General features: G+C 51.0%; 17 protein-coding genes, 1 tRNA gene and 4 pseudogenes. 8 read left to right on the forward strand and 14 right to left on the reverse strand.

All coding sequences use genetic code 11. The features are described from left to right. Positions 1–73 precede the first annotated feature (73 nt). The 3 genes from tuf to MON37_RS00430 all read left to right on the forward strand — a co-directional run bounded on the left by tuf (position 74) and on the right by MON37_RS00430 (position 3,028). Complete coding sequence (tuf, locus tag MON37_RS00420; RefSeq protein ID WP_003742643.1) at positions 74–1,258, forward strand: elongation factor Tu; 1,185 nt, start codon at positions 74–76, stop codon at positions 1,256–1,258. Between the two features lie 17 nt (positions 1,259–1,275). Beyond that, a complete protein-coding gene (rpsJ, locus tag MON37_RS00425) occupies positions 1,276–1,587 on the forward strand; it encodes a 30S ribosomal protein S10 (protein WP_002642322.1) in 312 nt (103 codons plus the stop codon). A gap of 433 nt (positions 1,588–2,020) precedes the next feature. Then, complete coding sequence (locus tag MON37_RS00430) at positions 2,021–3,028, forward strand: IS5 family transposase (RefSeq protein ID WP_242883552.1); 1,008 nt, start codon at positions 2,021–2,023, stop codon at positions 3,026–3,028. Positions 3,029–3,101: 73 nt separating this feature from the next. Here MON37_RS00430 and MON37_RS00435 read toward each other — a convergent pair. Beyond that, positions 3,102–4,047 (reverse strand): annotated as a pseudogene (locus MON37_RS00435) (hypothetical protein). Between the two features lie 254 nt (positions 4,048–4,301). On the opposite strand from MON37_RS00435, the gene ubiG reads away from it, so the two are divergent. Beyond that, complete coding sequence (ubiG, locus tag MON37_RS00440; protein ID WP_039408409.1) at positions 4,302–5,021, forward strand: bifunctional 2-polyprenyl-6-hydroxyphenol methylase/3-demethylubiquinol 3-O-methyltransferase UbiG; 720 nt, start codon at positions 4,302–4,304, stop codon at positions 5,019–5,021. Between the two features lie 168 nt (positions 5,022–5,189). Here the strand turns inward: ubiG and MON37_RS00445 are convergent, their stop codons facing one another. The 8 genes and pseudogenes from MON37_RS00445 to MON37_RS00480 all read right to left on the reverse strand — a co-directional run. Next, positions 5,190–5,678, reverse strand: a complete 489-nt coding sequence (locus MON37_RS00445; RefSeq protein ID WP_039408411.1) for a TlpA family protein disulfide reductase — start codon at positions 5,676–5,678, stop codon at positions 5,190–5,192. Beyond that, positions 5,675–6,061 (reverse strand): acyl-CoA thioesterase, encoded by a 387-nt coding sequence (locus tag MON37_RS00450; RefSeq protein WP_039408413.1) that lies wholly within the window; start codon positions 6,059–6,061, stop codon positions 5,675–5,677. Before MON37_RS00450 ends, MON37_RS00445 begins: the two co-directional genes overlap by 4 nt. Further along, positions 6,061–6,423, reverse strand: a complete 363-nt coding sequence (locus MON37_RS00455; RefSeq protein WP_019270038.1) for a hypothetical protein — start codon at positions 6,421–6,423, stop codon at positions 6,061–6,063. Before MON37_RS00455 ends, MON37_RS00450 begins: the two co-directional genes overlap by 1 nt. A gap of 190 nt (positions 6,424–6,613) precedes the next feature. Then, a pseudogene (locus MON37_RS00460) lies at positions 6,614–8,723 on the reverse strand (TonB-dependent receptor). A gap of 262 nt (positions 8,724–8,985) precedes the next feature. Beyond that, the gene (coaD, locus tag MON37_RS00465; RefSeq protein WP_039408415.1) at positions 8,986–9,492 is read right to left on the reverse strand and encodes a pantetheine-phosphate adenylyltransferase; all 507 of its coding nucleotides are present in this window, start codon (positions 9,490–9,492) and stop codon (positions 8,986–8,988) included. 129 nt (positions 9,493–9,621) lie between these two features. Continuing rightward, positions 9,622–10,308 (reverse strand): Bax inhibitor-1/YccA family protein, encoded by a 687-nt coding sequence (locus MON37_RS00470; RefSeq protein WP_003741466.1) that lies wholly within the window; start codon positions 10,306–10,308, stop codon positions 9,622–9,624. A gap of 176 nt (positions 10,309–10,484) precedes the next feature. After that, on the reverse strand, positions 10,485–11,450 hold the full coding sequence (locus MON37_RS00475; protein ID WP_242883703.1) for an IS30 family transposase: 966 nt from the start codon (positions 11,448–11,450) through the stop codon (positions 10,485–10,487). 170 nt (positions 11,451–11,620) lie between these two features. Continuing rightward, positions 11,621–11,788: pseudogene (locus tag MON37_RS00480) on the reverse strand (IS5/IS1182 family transposase); the annotation flags it as partial. Here MON37_RS00480 and pyrE point away from each other — a divergent pair. The 4 genes from pyrE (at position 11,747) to MON37_RS00500 (ending at position 14,682) form a co-directional block, all read left to right on the forward strand. Next, on the forward strand, positions 11,747–12,388 hold the full coding sequence (pyrE, locus tag MON37_RS00485) for an orotate phosphoribosyltransferase (RefSeq protein WP_003741470.1): 642 nt from the start codon (positions 11,747–11,749) through the stop codon (positions 12,386–12,388). The pseudogene MON37_RS00480 and the gene pyrE sit on opposite strands and share 42 nt — an antisense overlap. A gap of 111 nt (positions 12,389–12,499) precedes the next feature. Continuing rightward, complete coding sequence (locus MON37_RS00490; RefSeq protein ID WP_003759233.1) at positions 12,500–12,985, forward strand: MJ0042-type zinc finger domain-containing protein; 486 nt, start codon at positions 12,500–12,502, stop codon at positions 12,983–12,985. After that, positions 12,982–14,292: an amino-acid N-acetyltransferase gene (gene argA / locus MON37_RS00495; RefSeq protein WP_039407103.1), complete on the forward strand. Its 1,311-nt coding sequence runs from the start codon at positions 12,982–12,984 to the stop codon at positions 14,290–14,292. The genes MON37_RS00490 and argA overlap by 4 nt, the downstream gene beginning before the upstream one ends. A gap of 314 nt (positions 14,293–14,606) precedes the next feature. Next, positions 14,607–14,682: transfer RNA gene (locus MON37_RS00500), tRNA-Thr, on the forward strand. Between the two features lie 58 nt (positions 14,683–14,740). Here the strand turns inward: MON37_RS00500 and MON37_RS00505 are convergent. The 5 genes and pseudogenes from MON37_RS00505 to pyrH form a co-directional block, all read right to left on the reverse strand. Further along, complete coding sequence (locus tag MON37_RS00505; RefSeq protein WP_039407155.1) at positions 14,741–16,207, reverse strand: KAP family P-loop NTPase fold protein; 1,467 nt, start codon at positions 16,205–16,207, stop codon at positions 14,741–14,743. A gap of 700 nt (positions 16,208–16,907) precedes the next feature. Next, positions 16,908–17,201 (reverse strand): annotated as a pseudogene (gene gidA / locus MON37_RS00510) (tRNA uridine-5-carboxymethylaminomethyl(34) synthesis enzyme MnmG); the annotation flags it as partial. Positions 17,202–17,361: 160 nt separating this feature from the next. After that, on the reverse strand, positions 17,362–18,717 hold the full coding sequence (locus tag MON37_RS12280; RefSeq protein ID WP_052242822.1) for a tetratricopeptide repeat protein: 1,356 nt from the start codon (positions 18,715–18,717) through the stop codon (positions 17,362–17,364). A 140-nt stretch (positions 18,718–18,857) separates the two neighbouring features. Continuing rightward, positions 18,858–20,753, reverse strand: a complete 1,896-nt coding sequence (gene mnmG, locus MON37_RS00535) for a tRNA uridine-5-carboxymethylaminomethyl(34) synthesis enzyme MnmG (protein ID WP_039407107.1) — start codon at positions 20,751–20,753, stop codon at positions 18,858–18,860. A 427-nt stretch (positions 20,754–21,180) separates the two neighbouring features. Continuing rightward, positions 21,181–21,900, reverse strand: a complete 720-nt coding sequence (gene pyrH, locus MON37_RS00540; RefSeq protein WP_003686859.1) for a UMP kinase — start codon at positions 21,898–21,900, stop codon at positions 21,181–21,183. Positions 21,901–21,909: the final 9 nt, after the last annotated feature.

Below are 21,909 nucleotides of genomic sequence, written 5' to 3' on the forward strand. Positions count from 1 at the left end.
GTCTGAAAGGCTGAAATGATTTTTCAGACGGCCTCTGTTCTTTAATCGATCTTTAATGTAAAGGAATTAGCTCATGGCTAAGGAAAAATTTGAACGTAGCAAACCGCACGTAAACGTTGGCACCATCGGTCACGTTGACCATGGTAAAACCACCCTGACTGCTGCTTTGACTACTATTTTGGCTAAAAAATTCGGCGGTGCTGCAAAAGCTTACGACCAAATCGACAACGCTCCCGAAGAAAAAGCCCGCGGTATTACCATCAATACCTCACACGTAGAATACGAAACCGAAACCCGCCACTACGCACACGTAGACTGCCCGGGACACGCCGACTACGTTAAAAACATGATTACCGGTGCCGCACAAATGGACGGCGCAATCTTGGTATGTTCCGCTGCCGACGGTCCTATGCCGCAAACTCGCGAACACATCCTGTTGGCCCGCCAAGTAGGCGTACCTTACATCATCGTGTTCATGAATAAATGCGACATGGTTGATGATGCCGAACTGCTGGAACTGGTTGAAATGGAAATCCGTGACTTGCTGTCAAGCTACGACTTCCCAGGTGACGACTGCCCGATCGTACAAGGTTCTGCACTGAAAGCCTTGGAAGGCGACGCCGCTTACGAAGAAAAAATCTTCGAACTGGCTGCCGCATTGGACAGCTACATCCCGACTCCAGAGCGTGCCGTGGACAAACCGTTCCTGTTGCCTATCGAAGACGTATTCTCCATCTCCGGTCGCGGTACCGTAGTAACCGGCCGTGTAGAGCGCGGTGTCATCCACGTTGGTGACGAGATCGAAATCGTAGGTCTGAAAGAAACCCAAAAAACCACTTGTACCGGTGTTGAGATGTTCCGCAAACTGCTGGACGAAGGTCAAGCAGGTGACAACGTAGGCGTATTGCTGCGCGGTACCAAACGCGAAGAAGTGGAACGCGGTCAAGTATTGGCTAAACCGGGTACCATCACTCCGCACACCAAATTCAAAGCGGAAGTGTACGTATTGAGCAAAGAAGAGGGTGGCCGTCATACTCCGTTCTTCGCCAACTATCGTCCTCAATTCTACTTCCGTACTACCGACGTAACCGGTGCGGTTACTTTGGAAGAAGGTGTAGAAATGGTTATGCCTGGTGAGAACGTAGCCATTACTGTAGAACTGATTGCACCTATCGCTATGGAAGAAGGTCTGCGCTTTGCGATTCGCGAAGGTGGCCGTACCGTAGGTGCAGGTGTGGTTTCTTCTATCATTGCTTAATTGAAGGATATCGATAAATGGCAAACCAAAAAATCCGTATCCGCCTGAAAGCTTATGATTACAGCCTGATCGACCGTTCTGCTCAAGAAATCGTTGAAACTGCAAAACGTACCGGTGCCGTTGTAAAAGGTCCGATTCCGTTGCCGACTAAAATCGAACGTTTCAACATTCTGCGTTCTCCACACGTGAACAAAACTTCTCGTGAACAATTGGAAATCCGCACCCACTTGCGCCTGATGGACATCGTGGACTGGACTGACAAAACTACCGATGCACTGATGAAACTGGACTTGCCAGCCGGTGTTGATGTAGAAATTAAAGTTCAATAATTGTTGCTTTTATGAAACCGAACGGGTATCCCGTTCGGTTTTTTGTTATCCATGTGTGTTGTAAAAATTAACAGCACTGTTACACTTTCGGCTTTTGTTTGAAGATCTGATTGGGAAGTGATTCGGTATTATCAAGAATGTCGATAGACGTAGGAAACACGCTCTGTTCTTGACAACGCTGGATAGTTTTTAAAGGAACATTTAAGCAAAAACAAAAGCTGTCCGAGGTAGAAAAAAGTATAAACAACATGACAATTTCCTATATCTAAGGTCGTCTGAAAGCCATTTATATCTTTCAGACGACCTTTATGGATTTAACCAAAAGGAGTCGGTTTTTAACGATTTTCGGGAGGCTGGAGTTTCTCTACCTGAGACCTTTGCAAAATTCCCCAAAATCCCCTAAATTCACACCAAGACATTTAGGGGATTTTCCATGAGCACCTTCTTCCGGCAAACCGCACAAGCCATGATCGCCAAACACATCGACCGCTTCCCATTATTGAAGTTGGATCAGGTGATTGATTGGCAACCGATCGAACAATACCTGAATCGTCAAAGAGCCCGTTACCTTCGAGACCACCGCGGCCGTCCCGCCTATCCACTGTTGTCCATGTTCAAAGCCGTCCTGCTCGGACAATGGCACAGCCTCTCCGATCCCGAACTCGAACACAGTCTCATCACCCGCATCGATTTCAACCTATTTTGCCGTTTTGACGAACTGAGCATCCCCGATTACAGCACCTTATGCCGCTACCGCAACTGGCTGGCGCAAGACGACACCCTGTCCGAATTGCTGGAACTGATTAACCGCCAACTGACCGAAAAAAACCTAAAAGTAGAGAAAGCATCCGCCGCCGTCATTGACGCCACCATTATTCAGACCGCCGGCAGCAAACAGCGTCAGGCCATAGAAGTCGATGAAGAAGGACAAGTCAGCGGCCAAACCACACCGAGTAAAGACAAAGATGCCCGCTGGACAAAGAAAAACGGTCTCTACAAACTCGGTTACAAACAACATACCCGTACCGATGAGGAAGGCTATATCGAGAAACTGCACATCACCCCCGCCAATACCCATGAGTGCAACCACCTGTCGCCTTTGCTGGAAGGCATTGCCGAAGGTACGACCGTCTATGCCGATAAAGGCTACGACAGTGCGGAAAACCGGCAACATCTGAAAGAACATCGGTTGCTGGACGGCATTATGCGCAAAGCCCACCGCAACCGTCCGCTGACGGAAGCGCAAACCAAACGCAACCGATATTTGTCGAAGACCCGTTATGTGGTCGAGCAAAGCTTTGGTACGCTGCACCGTAAATTCCGCTACGCCCGGGCAGCCTATTTTGGTCTGCTCAAAGTGAGTGCGCAAAGCCATCTGAAGGCGATGTGTTTAAACCTGTTGAAAGCGGCTAACAGGCTAAGTGTGCCTGTTGCCGCCTAAAAGGCGGCCCGGATGCCTGATTATCGGGTATTCGGGGAGGATTAAGGGGATATTTGGGTAAAATCAGGAGCAATTAGGGGCGGAAATAGACGAAAACCTGTGTTTGGGTTTCGGCTGTCGGGGGGAAGGGCTTTTTTGCAAAGGTCTCTACCTGAATGTCTTTTGGATGGTCAGCGATAAATGATTTGGTCGCTTTGAGAATTGCTTGGATGTGAGGATCAGTCCATGGGACGATTTTATTGTATTCATCACGTTTGTCAGACCAGATAATCACACCATCAGTATATTTTTACTGATTTCCAGCATTTTCTTCCAACGTTCGGCATCGATAAATTGTTTGAAATACGGGCTGTTGCTTGCGGAATAATATTGCGGCCAGAGGTGGCCGATGATTTTTTTGTCGGGATAACGTTTTCTAATCTCGGCGACGGTGGTTTGGACGTCTTTTTCCCATTGCGCCAAATTGGGCGTGGTGATGTAGAACACGGGATTGGCTAATCGCTAATGGCTGCACTCATCTGACGGCGTTTGCTGAACTGCCGCCATTTTGCCAATACTACTTCATTGTCCGCCTGAGTTTGGTAGTAGCGGATGGCGTGTAAGTGTTCGTCGGGCAAGCCGTAGTTGCTGATGTAGGCGCGGGGATTTTCTTCTTTGAAAATCTGGTACATACGGGCAAAGTCGGCTTTAAGTTCCTGAGGCGTGAGGATTTGTCCGTCTTTTTCGGCAAACCAGGTTTCGATGTCGGTGGAGATGGTGCGGTAGCCTTCGCGATAGGACTGGCGCGCCAATTCGCGAGTGCGTTTTTCGTTCAATATGCCGTGTTTGCGCTTGCCGGCAGGATCGGGCATCACCAGCTCGGATTCGTAAATCAAGAATACTTTGGACAATTTGTCGGCGGTCAGGTCGGGTTTGCCGACGTAGTCCATGCGGTCGTAAATGATAAAGTCTTTGCCGGAGGCAAGCGCGGAGGCGGCGGCAAGGAAGAATAGGGATGCGGCGCAGATGAATGGTTTCATTGGATTTTCTTTTGAATGTAGAATGGGGGCGTTTGCTGCTTCGGCAATGCGTGGGCAAGTTTATATAAATTAATGGGAAAGGTCGCGGCAAACAAGGCGGAAGGGGTAAAAACAAGTCAAAGGTCGTCTGAAAAGGGGAAGCGGCGTTTTCAGACGACCTTTTGGCGGCTGGCGGCGGTTTGTCTCTGTTCCATCCTGCCGCTTTGCTATAAAATCAAAACCCTCTTCAACCCGAAATCCAAATCAGGAAAATCATGATGGAAGCAGCCGGACAACACAACGTCGATGCGGACGAAATCGCTAAATTCAGCCAAATTGCGGATAAATGGTGGGATAAAAACGGCGAGTTCAAACCTCTGCACGACATCAATCCGCTACGCTTGGGCTATATCAATTCATTCGCTCAGTTGGTGGGCAAACGTGTTTTGGATGTCGGCTGCGGCGGTGGGATTTTGTCGGAAAGCATGGCAAAACGCGGCGCGGCGCACGTTACCGGCATTGATATGGCGGAAAAATCGTTGCAAACCGCCCAAGCCCATGCCGCTGCCGAAGGAGTGGACAATATCGATTACCGCTGCATCCGCGTCGAAGACCTTGCCGCCGAACAGCCGCACAGTTTCGATGTTGTAACCTGTATGGAAATGATGGAACACGTTCCCGATCCCGCCGCCATCGTCAAAGCCTGTTCGGAGCTGGTGAAGCCTGACGGCAGGGTGTTTTTCTCCACCATCAACCGCAACCCTAAATCTTATCTCCATCTGATTGTCGGCGCGGAATATGTGTTGAACGTCGTTCCCAAAGGGACGCACGATTGGCAAAAATTCATCACGCCCGCCGAGCTGGCGCGAATGTGCAGGCAGGCAGGTTTGGACGTTATCGACACCAAGGGCATGACCTACAATCTTTTGACCCGCCGCTATTCTTTATGCGACTCGACAGAAGTGAATTATATGATTGCCTGCCGCCCGGTTTGAGAAGGTTCTTTGTCCGAATCATGATAAAAGGTTATGAAGAAAGGCACACAAAAACAATATTGCTGAAACTGCTACCGTTTTCACACCAATCAGCATTTGCGAGAAAAGGAATCCACACGTTATCCCAATAAATACATAAGGGTGCATCATTGCGCCCTTTTTTGATTGCTACTTCGCCAATTCTTTGTCGATTTCCTGATAAAGCGCGGCGAAGTCGGGTTCTCCGACAAAGGTTTTCAGGATTTCGCCTTTTTTATTGATCAAGAAAGAAGTCGGGTAAACCTGCGTACCGAACGCTTGGGCGGCGGCTTTATCGGCATCAAACATGACGGTAAAAGGCAAGCCGTATTCTTTGACGTATTGGTTTACGCTTTCCAGCGGGTCTATCGGCTGGGCAATACCGAGGACTTGGAAGTCTTTTCCTTGGTAGTCTTTGGACATTTTGATGACTTTGGGCATTTCGCTGACACAGCCCGGGCAGGAGGGAAACCAGAAATTGATGAAGCTGACTTTGCCTTGCAAATCGGCATTGGACACCGGTTTGCCTTGCAGGTCAGACAAAGAGAATGCGGGAGTAGGTTTGTTATCCGGAATGAGGACAATGGCGAGCAGCGCGCCGATAATGGCGACGGAGGCAATGGTAATGAGTTTTTTCATGCTTCGGCGTATTGTTTTAAAAGGGTAAAGAGAGGTTCGGGAATGCTGATGCTTCGCCCGCTTTCTGCGCTAACGACCATCAAAGTGATTTCAGCTTCGACAGCATTTTTACCGCTGGGCAAAACGATGTTTTGAGTAAGGATAATATGGCGTGAGGTCAGCTCTTTCAGACGACCTTCAAAACGCAATATGTCGCCATCGACGGCGGCGCGGCGATAACGGATGTCGGTGCGGACAACCACCAGCATCAAGCCGTCGATTTCGGACAATAAACCGTGTTCCTCAAAAAACGCCCAGCGCGCTTCTTCGAGAAATTCGAGATAGCGCGCGTTATTGACATGACCGTAGCCGTCAAGATGGTAATTGCGGACGCGGACGTTCATCAGTTCAGATTAAAGGGTTGAAAGGCTTCACGGGCGAGCGGTTCTTGCTCGAGGTCGGTAATGACGGTAGAAAGCTGGATGTCGAACCATTCGTTGAAAATATCTGCATCCAAATCAGGCCATTCGCTTTCATCTTCGCACCAATCGGCAAGTTCGGCAGCGAAAATGTCTTCAAACCGCGCTTCGATTTCATCCCATACTTCGTCGGCGGTTTCACACGGACGGACGAGATAAGAATTGGCATCGGCTTGAATATCTTCAAGCGTCAAACCGTCAAGATGATTGCCGGGCAGGGTTTGCAGCCAGTTCCAAAAAGGATCGAGCGGGATGAGCAGGAAGACGCTGCGGTTGACTTCGTACATGATGTTTTCCTTGGTTTCAGATAAGGGAATGATATAGCAAAGGCCGCGCAAACGCTATCTTTGCGGACTGCCACATTCTTTGCAGACTTAAGCGCCCCGCCTTATTCATGAGCGTATAGAAGGTAAAAGGTCGTCTGAAAACTCGAAACACGAGTTTTCAGACGACCTTTGTTCCATTTCCTGCCTGGAATTAGAAACTGTAATTCACCCGCGCCGTATAAGTGCGCGGCGCGCCGGGCATGGCGTCGGAACGCCAGTATTTTTGATTGAACAGATTGCCGACGGCGAAAGTGAGGTTCAGATTTTTGCGGTTCCAGCCGAACATGGCGTCGGTGCGGACGAAGCCGGGAAGCGTGGTAACTTCTTTGTTTCTTGAATCGTAGCCGTAGCGTTTGCCCGTACCGGTTACGCCGATTTCGCCGTAGAGGTTTTCGGTCGGCGTGTAACGGAAGAACAGGTTGCCGGTAACGTTGCTGGTGTTGTCCAAATGGATGCCCACTCGGTCGGGATTTTCTTTGTCTTCAACGACTTTCGCCTGCATCACGCCCAACGAGCCGCGCAGATAGAGTTTTTTGGGGATGATTTGTCCGATGGCGGACAGTTCCACACCGCGCGAACGGTGTTTGCCGCCGACAGCCCAAGTGTAGGGATCATTTTGCGCGTCGGGACGGTAGCGGATATTGAAGCGTTCGATTTGGTAGGCGGACAATGTGGTGCTGAGTCGGTCGTCCAGCCAACTGCTTTTGACACCGGTTTCGTATTGGCGGGTGTATTCGGGGTCGGCGTTGAACACGGCGGAAGACGAAGTGTCGATGCTCAAATAGCTGCCGCGTCCGCCATAAGGTGCGAAGCCTTTGTTATATGAGGCGTAGAGCGTGTGGGCAGGCGTTACGTTCCACACTGCGCCGATATTGGGGCTGAACGAGTGGCCGCTGTATTGGCGGCTGCTGCCGGTGAGTTTGTTTTCGGAATTAAAGGTGTATTTGTCGTAACGGCCGCCAAGGACGAATTTCAAATCGGGCGTAGCGGAGAAGATGTTTTGCACGAAAATGCCGTAGGAGTCGGCTTTGTGGCGGTTTTGGGTGAGGACGGGCTGCAATCTGCCCGAAGCCGGCCAGCTTGCGCGGTCGTAGGGGTCGATGGAGGCGGAGAAGGCGCGGTTGTAACCCAATGTCGGGTTGCGGTGTTCGCGGCTGTAATCCAAGCCTACGGTCAGGTGGTTTTCAAAACGGCCGATGTTGTAGTCGCCGTTGAGCGTGAAGTTGGACGACAGGGTTTTGTTATCGGTCTGCTGCCAGGCGTAATTGCGCTTGATTAGGCTGCCGTTTTCGCTGCCTGCATAGAAATGGTCGAAATCCTGCGCCGGCGTGCGGTGGGCGAGCTGCCATTGGGCGCGCCATTTGTCGTTGAAGGCGTATTCGAGGTCGGAACGCCAAACTTGCAGCTTGTCTTTGACAAAATCGTTCGGGTGGGCGAAACCCATGCGGTAAGGCAGTCCGAAGCGGTCATACACGGACTTGGTCGGACTGCGGTCGGGCGTGCGCTCCACGTTGTCGTAGGTGTATTGCCCCGTCCACTTCAAGCCGTTGTCGAGTTTGACGGTAATGCTGGGCGAAACCATGACGTTTTTGCTGTCTATGCCGCTGCGGAACGAATTGGCGCGTCCGACTTCGCCGGTGAGGCGGATGGCGACGTTTTTGTTCAGCACTTCGTTGATGTCCATATTCAGGCTGCGGTTTGCCCACGAGCCGTAAACCGCACCGATGTTGCGGCTTTGTTTGAAGTTGGCGTATTTGCTGACCATATTGATGACGCCGCCGCCGTTGGTGCGGCCGTAAAGCACGGAAGACGGACCTTTCAGGATTTCCACGCGCTCGATGTTGGCGGTGCTGCGGCGGACCTGCCCGCTTTCGCGCACGCCGTCGCGGTAAATGTCGGATGCGTCGGCTTGAAAACCGCGCAGGAAAATGCTTTCGCCGCGCATATCGTAGGCAGCGTCAATACCGGCGTTGCCTTCGAGGATAGAACTCAAATCGTTCGTGCCGTAGTTTTTGTTTTTCTGGATGTTGAGCGTATCGGACGGTTTGCGGCGTTTCTTTGATGAGCTGGCCGTTGCGGGTAACGGCGGCTTCGTCGTAGTTGATGTAGCCTTTGAGTACGCTGGTGTCGGACTGTCCGACCACGGTAACGGTGGGCAGGGTGGCGGTGTAATGTTCGCTATCGGTGGTATCGGCGGCATACAGCGGGAAGGCGGAGGCAATCAGGGCGGGAAGCAGGGAAAGGCGGGCAGAATATTGCATGTTCAACTCGAAAGGTGAAGGGATGCGGCATTATAGGAAATATTTTTGCTTAATCGAAATAATTGATAATAATTATCTTTATTTATGACAAACCGTGTTTATATTTTGCAACAAATCAGCCACCAAAAATTATATTTAAATTGAATTTAATCATTTGATTATTCAATGTGAATTTAGAATTACACAAACACTGCCATAAATCGAAAGATCGTCTGAAAACCCATATCAAGCTTTCAGACGACCTTTTCATCAACCACAGATTTCAAGTTTCATAATCCTGCACGATTTTTTCGTACACGGCTTCGGGCAGGTAGCGGCGTATTATGTCGTGCCAACCATCGGGGCCGACCAGGCCTTTGACCATAGTGGAAGACACTTCGGCGATTTCGCGCGGTGGCATCAGGAAAACCGTCGAAATTTCGGGTGCAAGGTCGCTGTTGATATAGCGCATGGAGCGTTCGTATTCATAGTCGGCGGCAGAACGGATACCGCGAACGATAAACCCTGCTCCGATTTCGCGCGCGTAGCGAACCAGGAAGCGGTTTTCAAATACGCTGATGCGGACATTGGGAAAGCCTTCCGTAATCGCTTCGAGCATATCGCGGCGTTCGTCTATGGTGTAGGTATTGTGTTTTTCAGGATTGATGCCGATGGCGACGACGAGTTCGTCAAAAAGAACCTGGGCTTCTTGTATCATCCAAAGATGGCCGAGGGTCGGCGGGTCGAAGCTGCCTGCGTAAACGGCACGGCGCGGGGGGATAGTGTTCATGGGTAGTGGTGTGAGTGATGGCAGCCGTCAGGATAGCGGGCGGGGAATGGAATGTCAAAAAGGTCGTCTGAAAATCAGAAAACCTGTTTTCAGACGACCTTTGAATTCTTTCGTCAGATGCGCAAACGGTTAATCATCGCCGCTGAACGCCAGCAAAATACGCAGCAGGCTGCTGAAGATATTGTAGATGGAGATGAAGATGGTCAGAGCCGCGCTGATATGGCTGTCTTCGCCACCGTCAATCACCGTGCGTACCTGCCACATAATCATCAGCGAGCTAAACAGGACAAACGCTGCCGAAACGGCGAGGCTCAATGCCGGGATTTGCAGGAAGAAGTTGGCAATCATCGCGATCATCAACACCACCGCGCCGACGGTCAGGAAGCGGCCTAGCGAATTCATATTGACATTGGTGCGGCGCGCCATTGCAGACATGGTGAAGAATACCCCGGCAGTCATGGCGGCAGCGATGCCGACGATTTGCGTACCGTTTGGAATAGCGAGCGTATATTGCAGAAGCGGGCTGATCAGCACACCCATGCCGAAAGTGAAGATCATCAGGAGGGTTGCGCCGACATTGCTGTAACGGTTTTTCTCAATGAGGAAAGTCATGCCGTAGAAGAACACCAGCACGGCAACCAGCCCCATCCAGCCCTGACCGAACAGAGAGAATAGATTCAGTCCGAACTGACCGCTGAAATATGCGCCGGCGACGGCGGGAATGAAAGACAGACCGAGCAGGCGGTAAGTTTTTTGCAGGACGGTATTTTTAGCAACCTGTCCCGTGGCGGTATAGTCGTAAACGTCGTTTCGCATGGCGTTTGCTCCTGAAAATGGTTTGAAAACAAATAAATTCGGATTCTAACAGTAAATCATCGGCTTGGGCATATCAAGTATGCCGCCGTCGCCGCTTACCGATAGATAATGGCGGATGGCAGATTTTAAAGGGCTTGAATGAAAGAGGTCCTTGGATTCGGATTTCAAGTGCAACACTAGGGTACCAGTGGTTGGAACAGATTTAAGAATAAAACACTTGGCGTTTCGTAGCCAAGTGTTTTTCTCGGCCGGTGGTTCAACTCATCTTGAACCCTGCGTATCTCCCGATCGCTGATGTTTCGGAAATCGGTTTGTTTGGGGAAATATTGCCGGATGAGTCCATTGGTGTTCTCATTCAGCCCTTTTTCCCAAGAATGGTAAGGGCGGCAAAAATAGGTTTCCGCCTTCAATGCTTTGGCTATTTTGGTGTGTTGGTAGAACTCTTTGCCGTTATCCATGGTGATGGTGTGGACTCTGGCTTTATATGCCTTTAATACCCTAATGGCCGCCCGGGCAGTGTCTTCGGCTTTTAAGTTCTTTAATTTGCAGATGATGGTGTAGCGGGTAGTGCGTTCGACCAAGGTCAATAACGCGCTTTTCTGATTTTTGCCGACGATGGTGTCGGCCTCCCAATCGCCGATGCGGGTTTTCTGGTCGACGATAGCAGGTCGGTTTTCTATGCCGACGCGGTCGGGCACTTTGCCTCTGGTCCATGTGCTGCCGTAGCGTTTGCGGTAGGGTTTGCTGCATATTCTGAGGTGTTGCCACAAAGTGCCGCCGTTGTTTTTGTCTTGGCGAAGGTAGCGGTAAACGGTGCTGTGATGGAGTGTGATACCGTGGTGTTTATGCAGGTAGGCACATACTTGTTCGGGACTGAGTTTGCGGCGGATAAGGGTGTCGATGTGTTGAACCAGCTGCGAATCGAGCTTATAGGGTTTTCGCCGGTGCTGTTTGGTCAGCCGGCTTTGCTTCTGTGCTTTTTCGGCGCTGTATTGCTGTCCTTGGATGCAGTGCCGCTTGATTTCTCGGCTGATGGTGCTTTTGTGGCGGTTGAGCTGTTTGGCGATTTCGGCGACGGTGCAGTAGCGGGACAGGTATTGGATATGGTATCGTTCGTCTTGGGTCAGTTGTGTGTAGCTCATGGCAATCTTTCTTGCAGGAAAGGCCGTATGCTACCGCATACTGGCCTTTTTCTGTTATGGAAAGTTGCACTTCAAATGCGAATCCGCCGTCGTCTGAAACCAGAAAACCTGTTTTCAGACGACCTGCATTTTCCTCATGAATCCTTTATAATCTCTTCCTTTATAAATCAATATAGTGGATTAACTTTAAACCAGTACGGCGTTGCCTCGCCTTGCCGTACTATCTGTACTGTCTGCGGCTTCGTCGCCTTGTCCTGATTTAAATTTAATCCACTATATCTTTTGAAAGAAGCAAAATGTCCGATTTCCGTCAAGATTTCCTTAAGTTTGCGCTGGCGCAGAATGTATTGAAATTCGGTGAATTTACGACCAAGGCAGGTCGTCAGTCGCCTTATTTTTTCAACGCCGGACTGTTTAACGACGGCGCATCGACGCTGCAACTGGCGAAGTTTTACGCGCAGGCGATTATTGAGAGCGGCGTAAAATTCGACATGCTGTTCGGCCCTGCTTACAAAGGCATTATTTTGGCGGCGGCGACGGCGATGATGCTTGCGGAAAAAGGCGTGAACGTGCCGTTTGCCTACAACCGCAAAGAAGCGAAAGACCACGGAGAAGGCGGCGTATTGGTCGGTGCGCCGCTCAAAGGCCGCGTATTGATTATCGACGACGTGATTTCTGCGGGAACATCTGTGCGCGAATCGGTCAAACTGATTGAAGCGGAAGGCGCAACGCCCGCCGCCGTCGCCATCGCGCTCGACCGCATGGAAAAAGGCACGGGCGAATTGTCCGCCGTTCAGGAAGTGGAAAAACAATACGGCTTGCCCGTCGTCGCCATTGCCAATCTGAACGACCTGTTCACGCTCCTGCAAAACAATGCGGAATTCGGCGGCTTCCTCGAGCCGGTCAGAGCCTACCGCGAACGCTACGGCGTTGCCTAAAATCCGATAAACAAAAGGTCGTCTGAAAACGGGCAATCCCTTTTCAGACGACCCAACCCAATCAAACACACATTAAAACAACACATTCCACACTTTACACGGAAAACCCCTATGCCCGCCTGTATCTGCCCACACTGCAAAACCTCACTTTGGGTCAAAGACACCCAGCTCAACGTCGCACAAGGCTTTGTCGTTTGCAATAAATGCGAAGGCCTGTTCAAAGCCAAAGACAGCCTGGCGCCGTCTTCCGCCCCCGCCAATCCCGACACGCTGCCCAACGCCGTTACCGACGTTCGCCTCGTACACGACATGGGCGGCAACATCCGCAACCGCAAACAACTCTCCCGCCACGAAATCGCCAGCCTGCTCGACAGCGCCGAACGTGCCAAAAAAGCCAAAGAAGAGGCGGCACGGCGCACCGAAGAGGAAAAGCGACGGGCAGAAGAAGAAAAACGGCGGACTGAAGAATTCCAAGCCCTGATGGCGGCAGCCGCTGCCAAACCCGCCAAATCCGAAGAAGGCTTCAACTGGACGCTGGCGGTACTGGTCGCGCTGACCGTCCTCATCATGCAGCTTTTCTATCTGGTCTTGCTATGAACACATCTCCGGGCTTTGTCGCCGATTTTCGCGAAGCCGCGCCCTATATCCACTACCTGCGCGGCAAAACACTGGTTATCGGCATCACCGACAGCCTGCTCGAAGGCGACACCCTGAACCGGCTCGCCGCCGATTTCCACCTGCTCGCCGGCTTGGGTGTACGGCTCGTGTTGGTACACGGTACGCGCCATTTTCTCAACTGCCTCGCCGCCGACAGACAATTCGTTCCGCAATACCACCGCAACCGCCGCATTACCGACGATACCACCCTGCGCGACGCCAAGCAGGCAGTCGGCATGATACGCAGCGACATCGAAGCCGCCCTGTGCAGCAGTGCATCCGCGCCCTTACGCAACAAACCGATTCCCACCGCTTCGGGCAATTTCCTCACTGCCCGTCCGCTCGGCGTCATTGACGGCATAGACATGGGCTACACCGGCATCGTCCGCAAAACCGACACAGACTCCATCAACCGCCGCCTCGACGACGGCGCCATCGTCCTCATCAGCCCGCTCGGACACTCCTACGGCGGCAAAACCTTCAACCTCAGCATGAGCGAAGCCGCCGAAGCCGTCGCCGTCGCCCTTCAAGCCGAAAAACTCGTGTACCTGACCGAAGAAGCCGGCATTTGCAACGCCGACGGCGTCCTCATGTCCACCCTGTCCTCAGGCGAAGTCCGCCACCTGATAGAAACCGCGCACAACGTCCCCGTGCGCCTGCTTCAAGCCGCCGTCAACGCCGTCGAAAACGGCGTCAGCCGCGTTCAAATCCTCAGCGGGCGCGAAGACGGCGGACTGTTGCGCGAACTCTTCACCCGAGAAGGCTGCGGCACCGCCATCGCCCGCGATTCCTTCGTCTCCATCCGCCAAGCCCACAGCCGCGACATCCCCCGCATCATCGCCCTGATCCGCCCGTTGGAAGAACAAGGCATCCTGTTGCACCGCAGCCGCGAATATCTCGAAAACCACATCTCCGGCTTCTCCGTCCTCGAACACGACCGCAACATCTACGGCTGCGTCGCCCTCAAAACTTTCGACGACCCCGAAATCGGCGAACTCGCCTGCCTCGTCGTCTCCCCCGAAGCCCGCGACGGCGGCTACGGCGAAATGCTGCTCGACCACCTCTTCCAAAAAGCCCGCGCCATGGGCATCCGCCGCCTGTTCGCCCTCTCCACCCACACAGGCGAATGGTTTGCCGAACGCGGTTTTCAGACGACCTCTCCCGACGCATTACCCGAAGAACGCCGCCGCGACTACCTCGCCAACGGCCGCAATTCGCAGGTGTTCGTCCGCCATCTTGAACCTTGATGCAACACACTTTGCTCCCCCCGTTCATCCAACCTTGCAGGCGAACCTATCATCCAGATTTAGCTTGTTCACTGTTAAATATTATATTCGGACGGAGGCTGACAGTTTGCCGATTCCGGATAAACCTGCCCAACCCATTGCCGTTTCCGTGCGTGCGGAAAGTGGAAAAGTCAAACAACAAAACACTATCCCCATACGGCCTTTTTAAAAGAGGTCGTCTGAAAACACGGCATATATTTTCACCGAGCAACAACCTTATCGGGAAATGCGAACTTGCCGAACATCCCGTTTATGTATATGATAACGAACACCGTGCCGGTGTAGCTCAGTCGGTAGAGCAGCGCATTCGTAACGCGAAGGTCGGGGGTTCGATTCCCTTCTCCGGCACCAGATTGGATAAAGAAAGGTCGTCTGAAAACTTGGTTTTGGGTTTTCAGACGACCTTTCTTTATTGTGGTGTTTGTTCAAGGCTGAGGACTCGGAAGGTGTCTTTTAAAATAGTAAGAACTCCATCTATTCTATATGGATAAATATTTTCGTTATCAAGAAAATCTTTATTTATCTGCTCTTGCCATGATCTTCTATCATGAAGGGTACTAACGTCAAAATGTATATTTGCAGTGCCATATAGAATGAGCATCATAGCAATTACATTTGTATTTGTATGAACCACACCAAAACTATTATTTGGAATATTCGCCAAAGACTGAATATTAAACAATCGAGCAAAATCTTTGCTATCAGTACGATTTTTATTAATATCGTCCATTAAACTCGGATAGAAGCAGAAGATAAATACACCTGTAATGCGAAGCAAGGCATATTGCCAGATTACCTTATTAAGTCCACCACTTAAAGAATGATATATCTCTAAAAATCGGACTAGTCGTTCCGTTTCTCTAAGCGATATATTGTTCCGTTCTATCATATCGCTGATAAAACCTATTATTGTTGGGGAACGTTCATCAATTAAAGCCTGAAGTTCACTAGCCATACGACTTTTTCGTATCAACTGTTTGAAATGTTCAACTGCAACCAAAGCCCGGTCTTCCTCGAACCGAGCCACAACTTTATCCGGCAAAGCAAAGCTGTACTTCAAAAACTTATCCAAATATTTTTGCGCATCTACTTCCATCCCATACCGATGATTAATCGCCGCACGCAGTTGCTTGGTGTTTGTCACCAGCACGACTTTGACGTTTTCAACATCAAAGACATGTTTGATGACTTCCAGCATATCGACGGCGTAATCGGGACGGCAGCGGTCGAGTTCGTCGATAAACAGGATAATCGGTTTTTCCGCTGCCAATTCTTTCAGGCAGGCTTTGAGCGTTTCCAGATTTTTTTCCGCTTCGATTTGCTCTTTCAACAAGGCTTCGACGGTTGCATCGATGGTATGGCTGGCGATTGTGGCAGCAGCATCGGTTACGGTTTCGGCCAAACTGTCTGCTTCTTGGTCGTCATTCATTATCTGTTGAAGCTCTTCTGCCAAATCGTCTGTATTTTGCTTTAGAACATGACCAACCGCTGCCTTGGCAACGGTTTTCATCAAGAATCCTGCGGCTTTCGTGATTCTCCTAATGCGATCTTTATGTTCTTCAATAAGCTTTTCGTCAGAACCTTCAGGCGTACATGCTTTGATGATTTCGGCAAGCAATGCCAGCAGAGGCTCTCCGCTGTGGTCTGAACGGAAGGCGTCGATATAGACGGGCCGGTAATCGGGATGCTGCTCCTGCATGAGTCGAATCAGCTTTTGGCAAAATTCGGTTTTACCCGTTCCCCAGCCGCCGTCGATGACCATAGGGGAAAGGTCGATATCTGAGGTAAGCAGCCTGATGATGTTTTCAGCTATCGGCTTACGCTTGAATTCGTCTTGTGTAACGAAAGTGGTTTTTTCTGAAGTTTGGGTTTCCATGTCATCCCTTTGTTTAATCATAAATTCAAATAAGAATACCCGTATCGTCATTCCCGCACAGACGGGAATTCAGACCGCAATCATTCAACCGTAGGCCGGATACTTGTATCCGACACAGTCGTCCAAGATGTCGGATTCAAGAATCCGACCTACGACTACTTTAATTAAATTTATTTGCGCAATGAATCATAATTAAATTAAATTTATCATTATTCATATTTACATAAGAAAGCACAATTTAACCTTTGTTTCTAGTATGATTAGAAATAGAATTTGAGAACACAATATTCCTTTGGTTTATTGCATATCTCTCCTTCCAATTTTTGAATGTTTCAAAAACTTTAGTATCTCATTTGATCTTTTGGAATCTTCTTTGAAAGTAGAGTTGGAGGTAAAGATGAAAAGTTTAATTACTTATGCAATGGGACTCTACGGTTATGTGGGGGAGTGAGATTATACCAAAGAGATGTGTACAAAGCCGTATCGGTGAGAACCGATGTCCCCTACCAATAACATAAAGACCGTTTGAAAACTATGTTTTGTTTTTAGACGGTCTTTATTCTGTTTTTCTATTAGCCAATTATAGGTTGGATTTTGTATCCGATAATTGGACATAACATGATCGTAAGTCGGATACCCTCCGACTTACGATTTATTTTTCAGACGGCCTTTCCACATTTTGCGCTATCGGCAGACAAGCCTACTTCGCCCCCTTAAACCCGCGCTTCAAATGCACCATCAGCAACGCCACCGCCGCAGGGGTGACGCCGGAAATTCGGCTTGCCTGTCCAACGGTTTCGGGTTTGTGCTGGTTGAGCTTTTGCTGCACTTCGGCGTATAAACCTTTGACTTTGCTGTAATCGATATCCTCGGGCAGCTTTAAGGTTTCGATGTCGCGGCGGCTGTCGATTTCTTCGTTTTGGCGGTCGATATAGCCTTGGTATTTGACTTGGATTTCGACTTGCTCAATCACGTTTTCAGGCAGCCTGCACTGGCCGAATGTCAAACGGACTAAGGCGGTTGAAGAAGCCCTCAACCGCTGGACGAGAAAAGCATTGGATGATGAGATGTCGGGTGATTTGTTTTTAGTGGCGCTCGCCAATAGCATTTAAGCATTGCGCTTGAATTGCGAATACAAGGGCATCACAAGCCGTTCAATAACCTTTCTGATTTAAATAGCGGTATTGGTTGCAGGCTTCTTGAACTCCACCATCACATGCTTTACCGAACCATTCCTTGCTAAGATGCAAATCTTGGCGCACGCCTTGTCCGATGTGATACATCTCACCCAAATTATATTGGGCTTCGGCATGTCCCTGTTCCGCCGCTTTACGAAACCATCTGAACGCTTCGGCATCGTCTTGGCGTACGCCTTGTCCGTTGTCATACATAACACCCAAATTAAATTGAGCATCGGCATCCCCCTGTTCCGTTGCTTTGCGAAACCATCTGAGCGCTTCAGCATAGTCTTGGTGCACGCCATATCCGTTGTAATACATCGCCCCTAGATTATTTTGGGCATCGGCATTCCCCTGATCCGCCGCTTGGCGATACCATTTGACTGCTTCGGCATAGTCTTGGCGCACGCCATATCCGTTGTAATACATCGCCCCTAGATTATTTGGGGCATCGGCATTCCCCTGTTCTGCTGCTTTGCGAAACCATCTGAGCGCTTCAGCATAGTCTTGGCGCACGCCATATCCGTTGTAATACATCGCCCCTAGATTATTTTGGGCATAGGCATCCCCCTGTTCTGCCGCTTGGCGATACCATTTGACTGCTTCGGCATAGTCTTGGCGCACGCCTTGTCCGTTGTCATACATAACACCCAGATTATATTGGGCTTTGACATACCCCTGCTCCGCCGCTTCGCGAAACCATCTGAATGCTTCGGCATAGTCTTGGCGCACGCCTTGTCCGATGTGATACATCAGACCCAAATTATATTGGGCTTCAGCATGTCCCTGTTCCGTCGCTTTGCGATACCATCCGAGTGCTTCGGCATGGTCTTGGCGCACGCCTTGCCCGTTGTTATACATCACACCCAGATTATATTGGGCTTTGACATACCCCTGATCCGCCGCTTGGCGATACCATTTGACCGCTTCGGCATAGTCTTGGCGTACGCCTTGTCCTTTTTCATACATAACACCCAAATTATATTGGGCATAGGCATCCCCCTGTTCTGCTGCTTTGCGATACCATCTGAGTACTTCGGCATAGTCTTGGCGCACGCCTTGTCCGTTGCCATACATAACACCCAAATTAAATTGGGCGTCGGCAAACCCCTGCGCTGCCGCTTGGCGATACCATTTGACCGCTTCGGCATAGTCTTGGCGTACGCCTCGTCCGTTTTCATACATCACACCCAAATTATATTGGGCATAGGCATATCCCTGTTCCGCCAACTGCAGGGTTTGCCGGAAATCCAATGCGTCATCCGCCCAAACTGCCTGATTCAAACCCAAAGCCAGCAATGCGGTTGCCAGTAATTTTGTCAAATGCTTCATTTTAATTCTCTTATGGTTTTAAAAACGTTCATGTATGGGCGCGTGGTATGTGCTCGAAATCTTCATACCGTCTGAAAAACGGATTTCATTCCTATTGTTTCATGACGGCTATTTGTGTGCAGCCTGCACTTTCAAGCAGCCTACTTCGCCCCCTTAAACCCGCGTTTCAAATGCACCATCAGCAACGCCACCGCCGCAGGCGTTACGCCGGAGATGCGGCTGGCTTGGCCGACGGTTTCGGGTTTGTGCTGGTTGAGCTTTTGCTGCACTTCTGCCGACAAGCCTTTGACTTTGCTGTAATCGATGTCGTCGGGCAGCTTTAAGGTTTCGATATCGCGGCGGCTGTCGATTTCTTCGTTTTGGCGGTCGATATAGCCTTGGTATTTGACTTGGTTTTCGACTTGTTCGACCACTTCGGCAGACAGGTTTTCAGACGACCTTGCGCCTTCGAGCGTCATCAGTGTGGCGTAGTCGAGGTTCGGGCGGCGCAGGAGGTCGTGCAGGTTGGCTTCGCGGCTGAGTTTTTGGCCGAATACGCGGATTTGTTCATCTTCGGCGAGTTTTTGCGGCGTGTACCACGTTGTTTTCAAACGTTGGATTTCGCGTTCGATGGCTTCGCGTTTTTCGTTGAACATGCGCCATTGTTCTTCACCCACTAAGCCGATTTTGTAGCCGTCTTCGGTCAGGCGCATATCGGCGTTGTCTTCCCTAAGTTGCAGGCGGTATTCGGCGCGGCTGGTGAACATGCGGTAGGGTTCGTTCACGCCTTTGGTGATGAGGTCGTCCACCAATACGCCGAGATAGGCTTGTTCGCGGCGCAGCAGGAGCGGGGCTTGTTCGCGGACGTATTGCACGGCGTTTGCGCCTGCAAGCAGGCCTTGTGCGGCGGCTTCTTCGTAGCCGGTGGTACCGTTGATTTGTCCGGCGAAAAAGAGGCCTTGGATGGTTTTGGTTTCGAGGCTGGCTTTGAGGTTGCGCGGGTCGAAGTAGTCGTATTCGATGGCGTAGCCGGGGCGCAGGATATGGGCGTTTTCAAGGCCTTTCATGCTGCGCACGAGCGCGATTTGGATGTCGAACGGCAGGCTGGTGGAAATACCGTTGGGGTAGTATTCGTTGGTGGTCAGACCTTCGGGTTCAAGGAAAATCTGATGGCTGTCTTTGTCGGCGAAGCGGTTGATTTTGTCTTCGATAGACGGACAGTAGCGCGGACCAACGCCTTCGATTTTGCCGGTGAACATGGGGCTGCGGTCGAAGCCTGAGCGGATGATATCGTGGGTTTGCAGGTTGGTATGCGTAATCCAGCAGGACACTTGGCGCGGGTGCATATCGGCGTTGCCGCGCACGGAAAAGACGGGCACGGGCGTGTCGCCGGGCTGTTCGGTAAGTTGGGAGAAATCAATCGTGCGCCCGTCGATGCGCGGCGGCGTGCCGGTTTTCAGACGACCTTGCGGCAGGTTTAATTCACGCAAACGTCCGCCCAGCGATTTGGCAGCGGGGTCGCCGGCGCGGCCGCCTTCGTAGTTTTCCAAACCGATGTGGATTTTGCCGGACAAAAACGTGCCTGCGGTTAGCACGACGGCGCGGGCTTTAAATTCCACGCCCATCGCGGTGATTACGCCTGAAATGCGGTCGCCGTCGAGCGTTACGTCGTCAACCGACTGCTGGAAGAGGTCGAGGTTTTCTTGGTTTTCCAGCATTTCGCGGATGGCGGCTTTATAGAGAATGCGGTCCGCCTGCGCGCGCGTGGCACGAACTGCCGCGCCTTTGCTGGCGTTCAGGCGGCGGAACTGGATGCCGGATTTGTCGGTTGCCAACGCCATCGCGCCGCCGAGCGCGTCGAGTTCGCGTACGAGATGGCCTTTGCCGATGCCTCCGATGGAAGGGTTGCACGACATTTGTCCGAGCGTTTCGATGTTGTGTGTGAGCAAAAGCGTCTGCGCGCCCATGCGTGCGGCGGCGAGCGCGGCTTCCGTGCCTGCGTGTCCGCCGCCGACGACGATGACGTCGTAGGTTTTGGGGTAAATCATGTGGGTCATGTGTGTCAACGTGCCTAATGGTTTCAGACGACCTCTTTTCTCTGACGGAGGTCGTCCGAAAATATAATGAATTCAAAAATAAACGTGGGATTGTACGCTTTTTCGGGGGGATTTGACAGGTGGAAAGGCGCTTGCGGGTACGGGATGGGAAAAAGGTCGTCTGAAAATCCGGCTTCACCGAAATGAAAACGGATAAAACGGGTTTGACCAAATCTCAAATCCACAGTTTTTTGGAAGAATTTAGATGAATTTTGCAGACAACGAATGCGTTACGTTGCCGCACGCAATCTTTGGATTTCCGACCATCCGTTACCATACATAGGGGAGAGGATATTGAGAAAAAAGAAGGTCGTCTGAAAACCAAGTTTCGGTTTTTGAGACGACCTTTTGCTTGATCAAATCACTTCAATGCATTGCCCGATGGGAATCAGCAGTGAACCAGCGTGCCTTCGTCTTCGCCGGTAATGACGCGTTTGAGCGAGCCTTGTTTGGCGATGCCGAAGACGACGATGTTGAGTTTTCGTTCGCGGCAGAGGGCGAAGGCAGTCGCATCCATGACCTTGAGGTTTTTGTTCAAGGCTTCGTCAAAGGTAATGGTTTCGTAGCGTGTAGCGGACGGGTCTTTTTTCGGGTCTGCGGTATAAACGCCGTCCACATTGGTGGCTTTGAGCATGACGTCGCAGTTCATTTCGGCTCCGCGCAGGGCGGCGGCGGTGTCGGTGGTGAAGAACGGGTTGCCCGTACCGGCGGCGAAGATGACGACTTTGCCTTCTTCGAGGTATTGGATGGCTTTGGGGCGGGCGTAGGTTTCGGCGATTTGCTGCATGGAAAGTGCGGATTGCACGCGCGCTTTGATGCCGAGGGTTTCGAAAGCATCTTTGAGGGCGAGCGCATTCATGACGGTCGCCATCATGCCCATGTAGTCGGCGGTAGCGCGGTCCATGCTGCCTGCCTGGGCGGATACGCCGCGGAAGATGTTGCCGCCGCCGACGACGATGCCGACTTGTACGCCCATTTTGACGATTTCGGCGATTTCACCGACGGTTTGGACGATGGTGTCGTGGTTGATGCCGAAAGGGTCGGAACCCATCAGGGATTCGCCGGAGAGTTTCAGTAATACGCGTTTGTATTTGATTTGCTGTGTCATGGGATACCT

Source organism: Morococcus cerebrosus (assembly GCF_022749515.1).
In the GTDB taxonomy this organism is placed as follows: Bacteria; Pseudomonadota; Gammaproteobacteria; order Burkholderiales; family Neisseriaceae; genus Neisseria; species Neisseria cerebrosa.

Coding starts and splice junctions, on each gene's coding strand:
- tuf (WP_003742643.1), top strand. CDS start 74: ATGGCTAAGGAAAAATTTGAACGTAGCAAACCGCACGTAAACGTTGGC.
- MON37_RS00455 (WP_019270038.1), bottom strand. CDS start 6,423: ATGTACGAAGTCAACCGCAGCGTCTTCCTGCTCATCCCGCTCGATCCT.
- MON37_RS00450 (WP_039408413.1), bottom strand. CDS start 6,061: ATGAACGTCCGCGTCCGCAATTACCATCTTGACGGCTACGGTCATGTC.
- pyrE (WP_003741470.1), top strand. CDS start 11,747: ATGTCCGATTTCCGTCAAGATTTCCTTAAGTTTGCGCTGGCGCAGAAT.
- MON37_RS00505 (WP_039407155.1), bottom strand. CDS start 16,207: ATGGAAACCCAAACTTCAGAAAAAACCACTTTCGTTACACAAGACGAA.
- MON37_RS12280 (WP_052242822.1), bottom strand. CDS start 18,717: ATGAAGCATTTGACAAAATTACTGGCAACCGCATTGCTGGCTTTGGGT.
- ubiG (WP_039408409.1), top strand. CDS start 4,302: ATGATGGAAGCAGCCGGACAACACAACGTCGATGCGGACGAAATCGCT.
- MON37_RS00445 (WP_039408411.1), bottom strand. CDS start 5,678: ATGAAAAAACTCATTACCATTGCCTCCGTCGCCATTATCGGCGCGCTG.
- MON37_RS00475 (WP_242883703.1), bottom strand. CDS start 11,450: ATGAGCTACACACAACTGACCCAAGACGAACGATACCATATCCAATAC.
- pyrH (WP_003686859.1), bottom strand. CDS start 21,900: ATGACACAGCAAATCAAATACAAACGCGTATTACTGAAACTCTCCGGC.
- coaD (WP_039408415.1), bottom strand. CDS start 9,492: ATGAACACTATCCCCCCGCGCCGTGCCGTTTACGCAGGCAGCTTCGAC.
- argA (WP_039407103.1), top strand. CDS start 12,982: ATGAACACATCTCCGGGCTTTGTCGCCGATTTTCGCGAAGCCGCGCCC.
- mnmG (WP_039407107.1), bottom strand. CDS start 20,753: ATGACCCACATGATTTACCCCAAAACCTACGACGTCATCGTCGTCGGC.
- MON37_RS00430 (WP_242883552.1), top strand. CDS start 2,021: ATGAGCACCTTCTTCCGGCAAACCGCACAAGCCATGATCGCCAAACAC.
- MON37_RS00470 (WP_003741466.1), bottom strand. CDS start 10,308: ATGCGAAACGACGTTTACGACTATACCGCCACGGGACAGGTTGCTAAA.
- MON37_RS00490 (WP_003759233.1), top strand. CDS start 12,500: ATGCCCGCCTGTATCTGCCCACACTGCAAAACCTCACTTTGGGTCAAA.
- rpsJ (WP_002642322.1), top strand. CDS start 1,276: ATGGCAAACCAAAAAATCCGTATCCGCCTGAAAGCTTATGATTACAGC.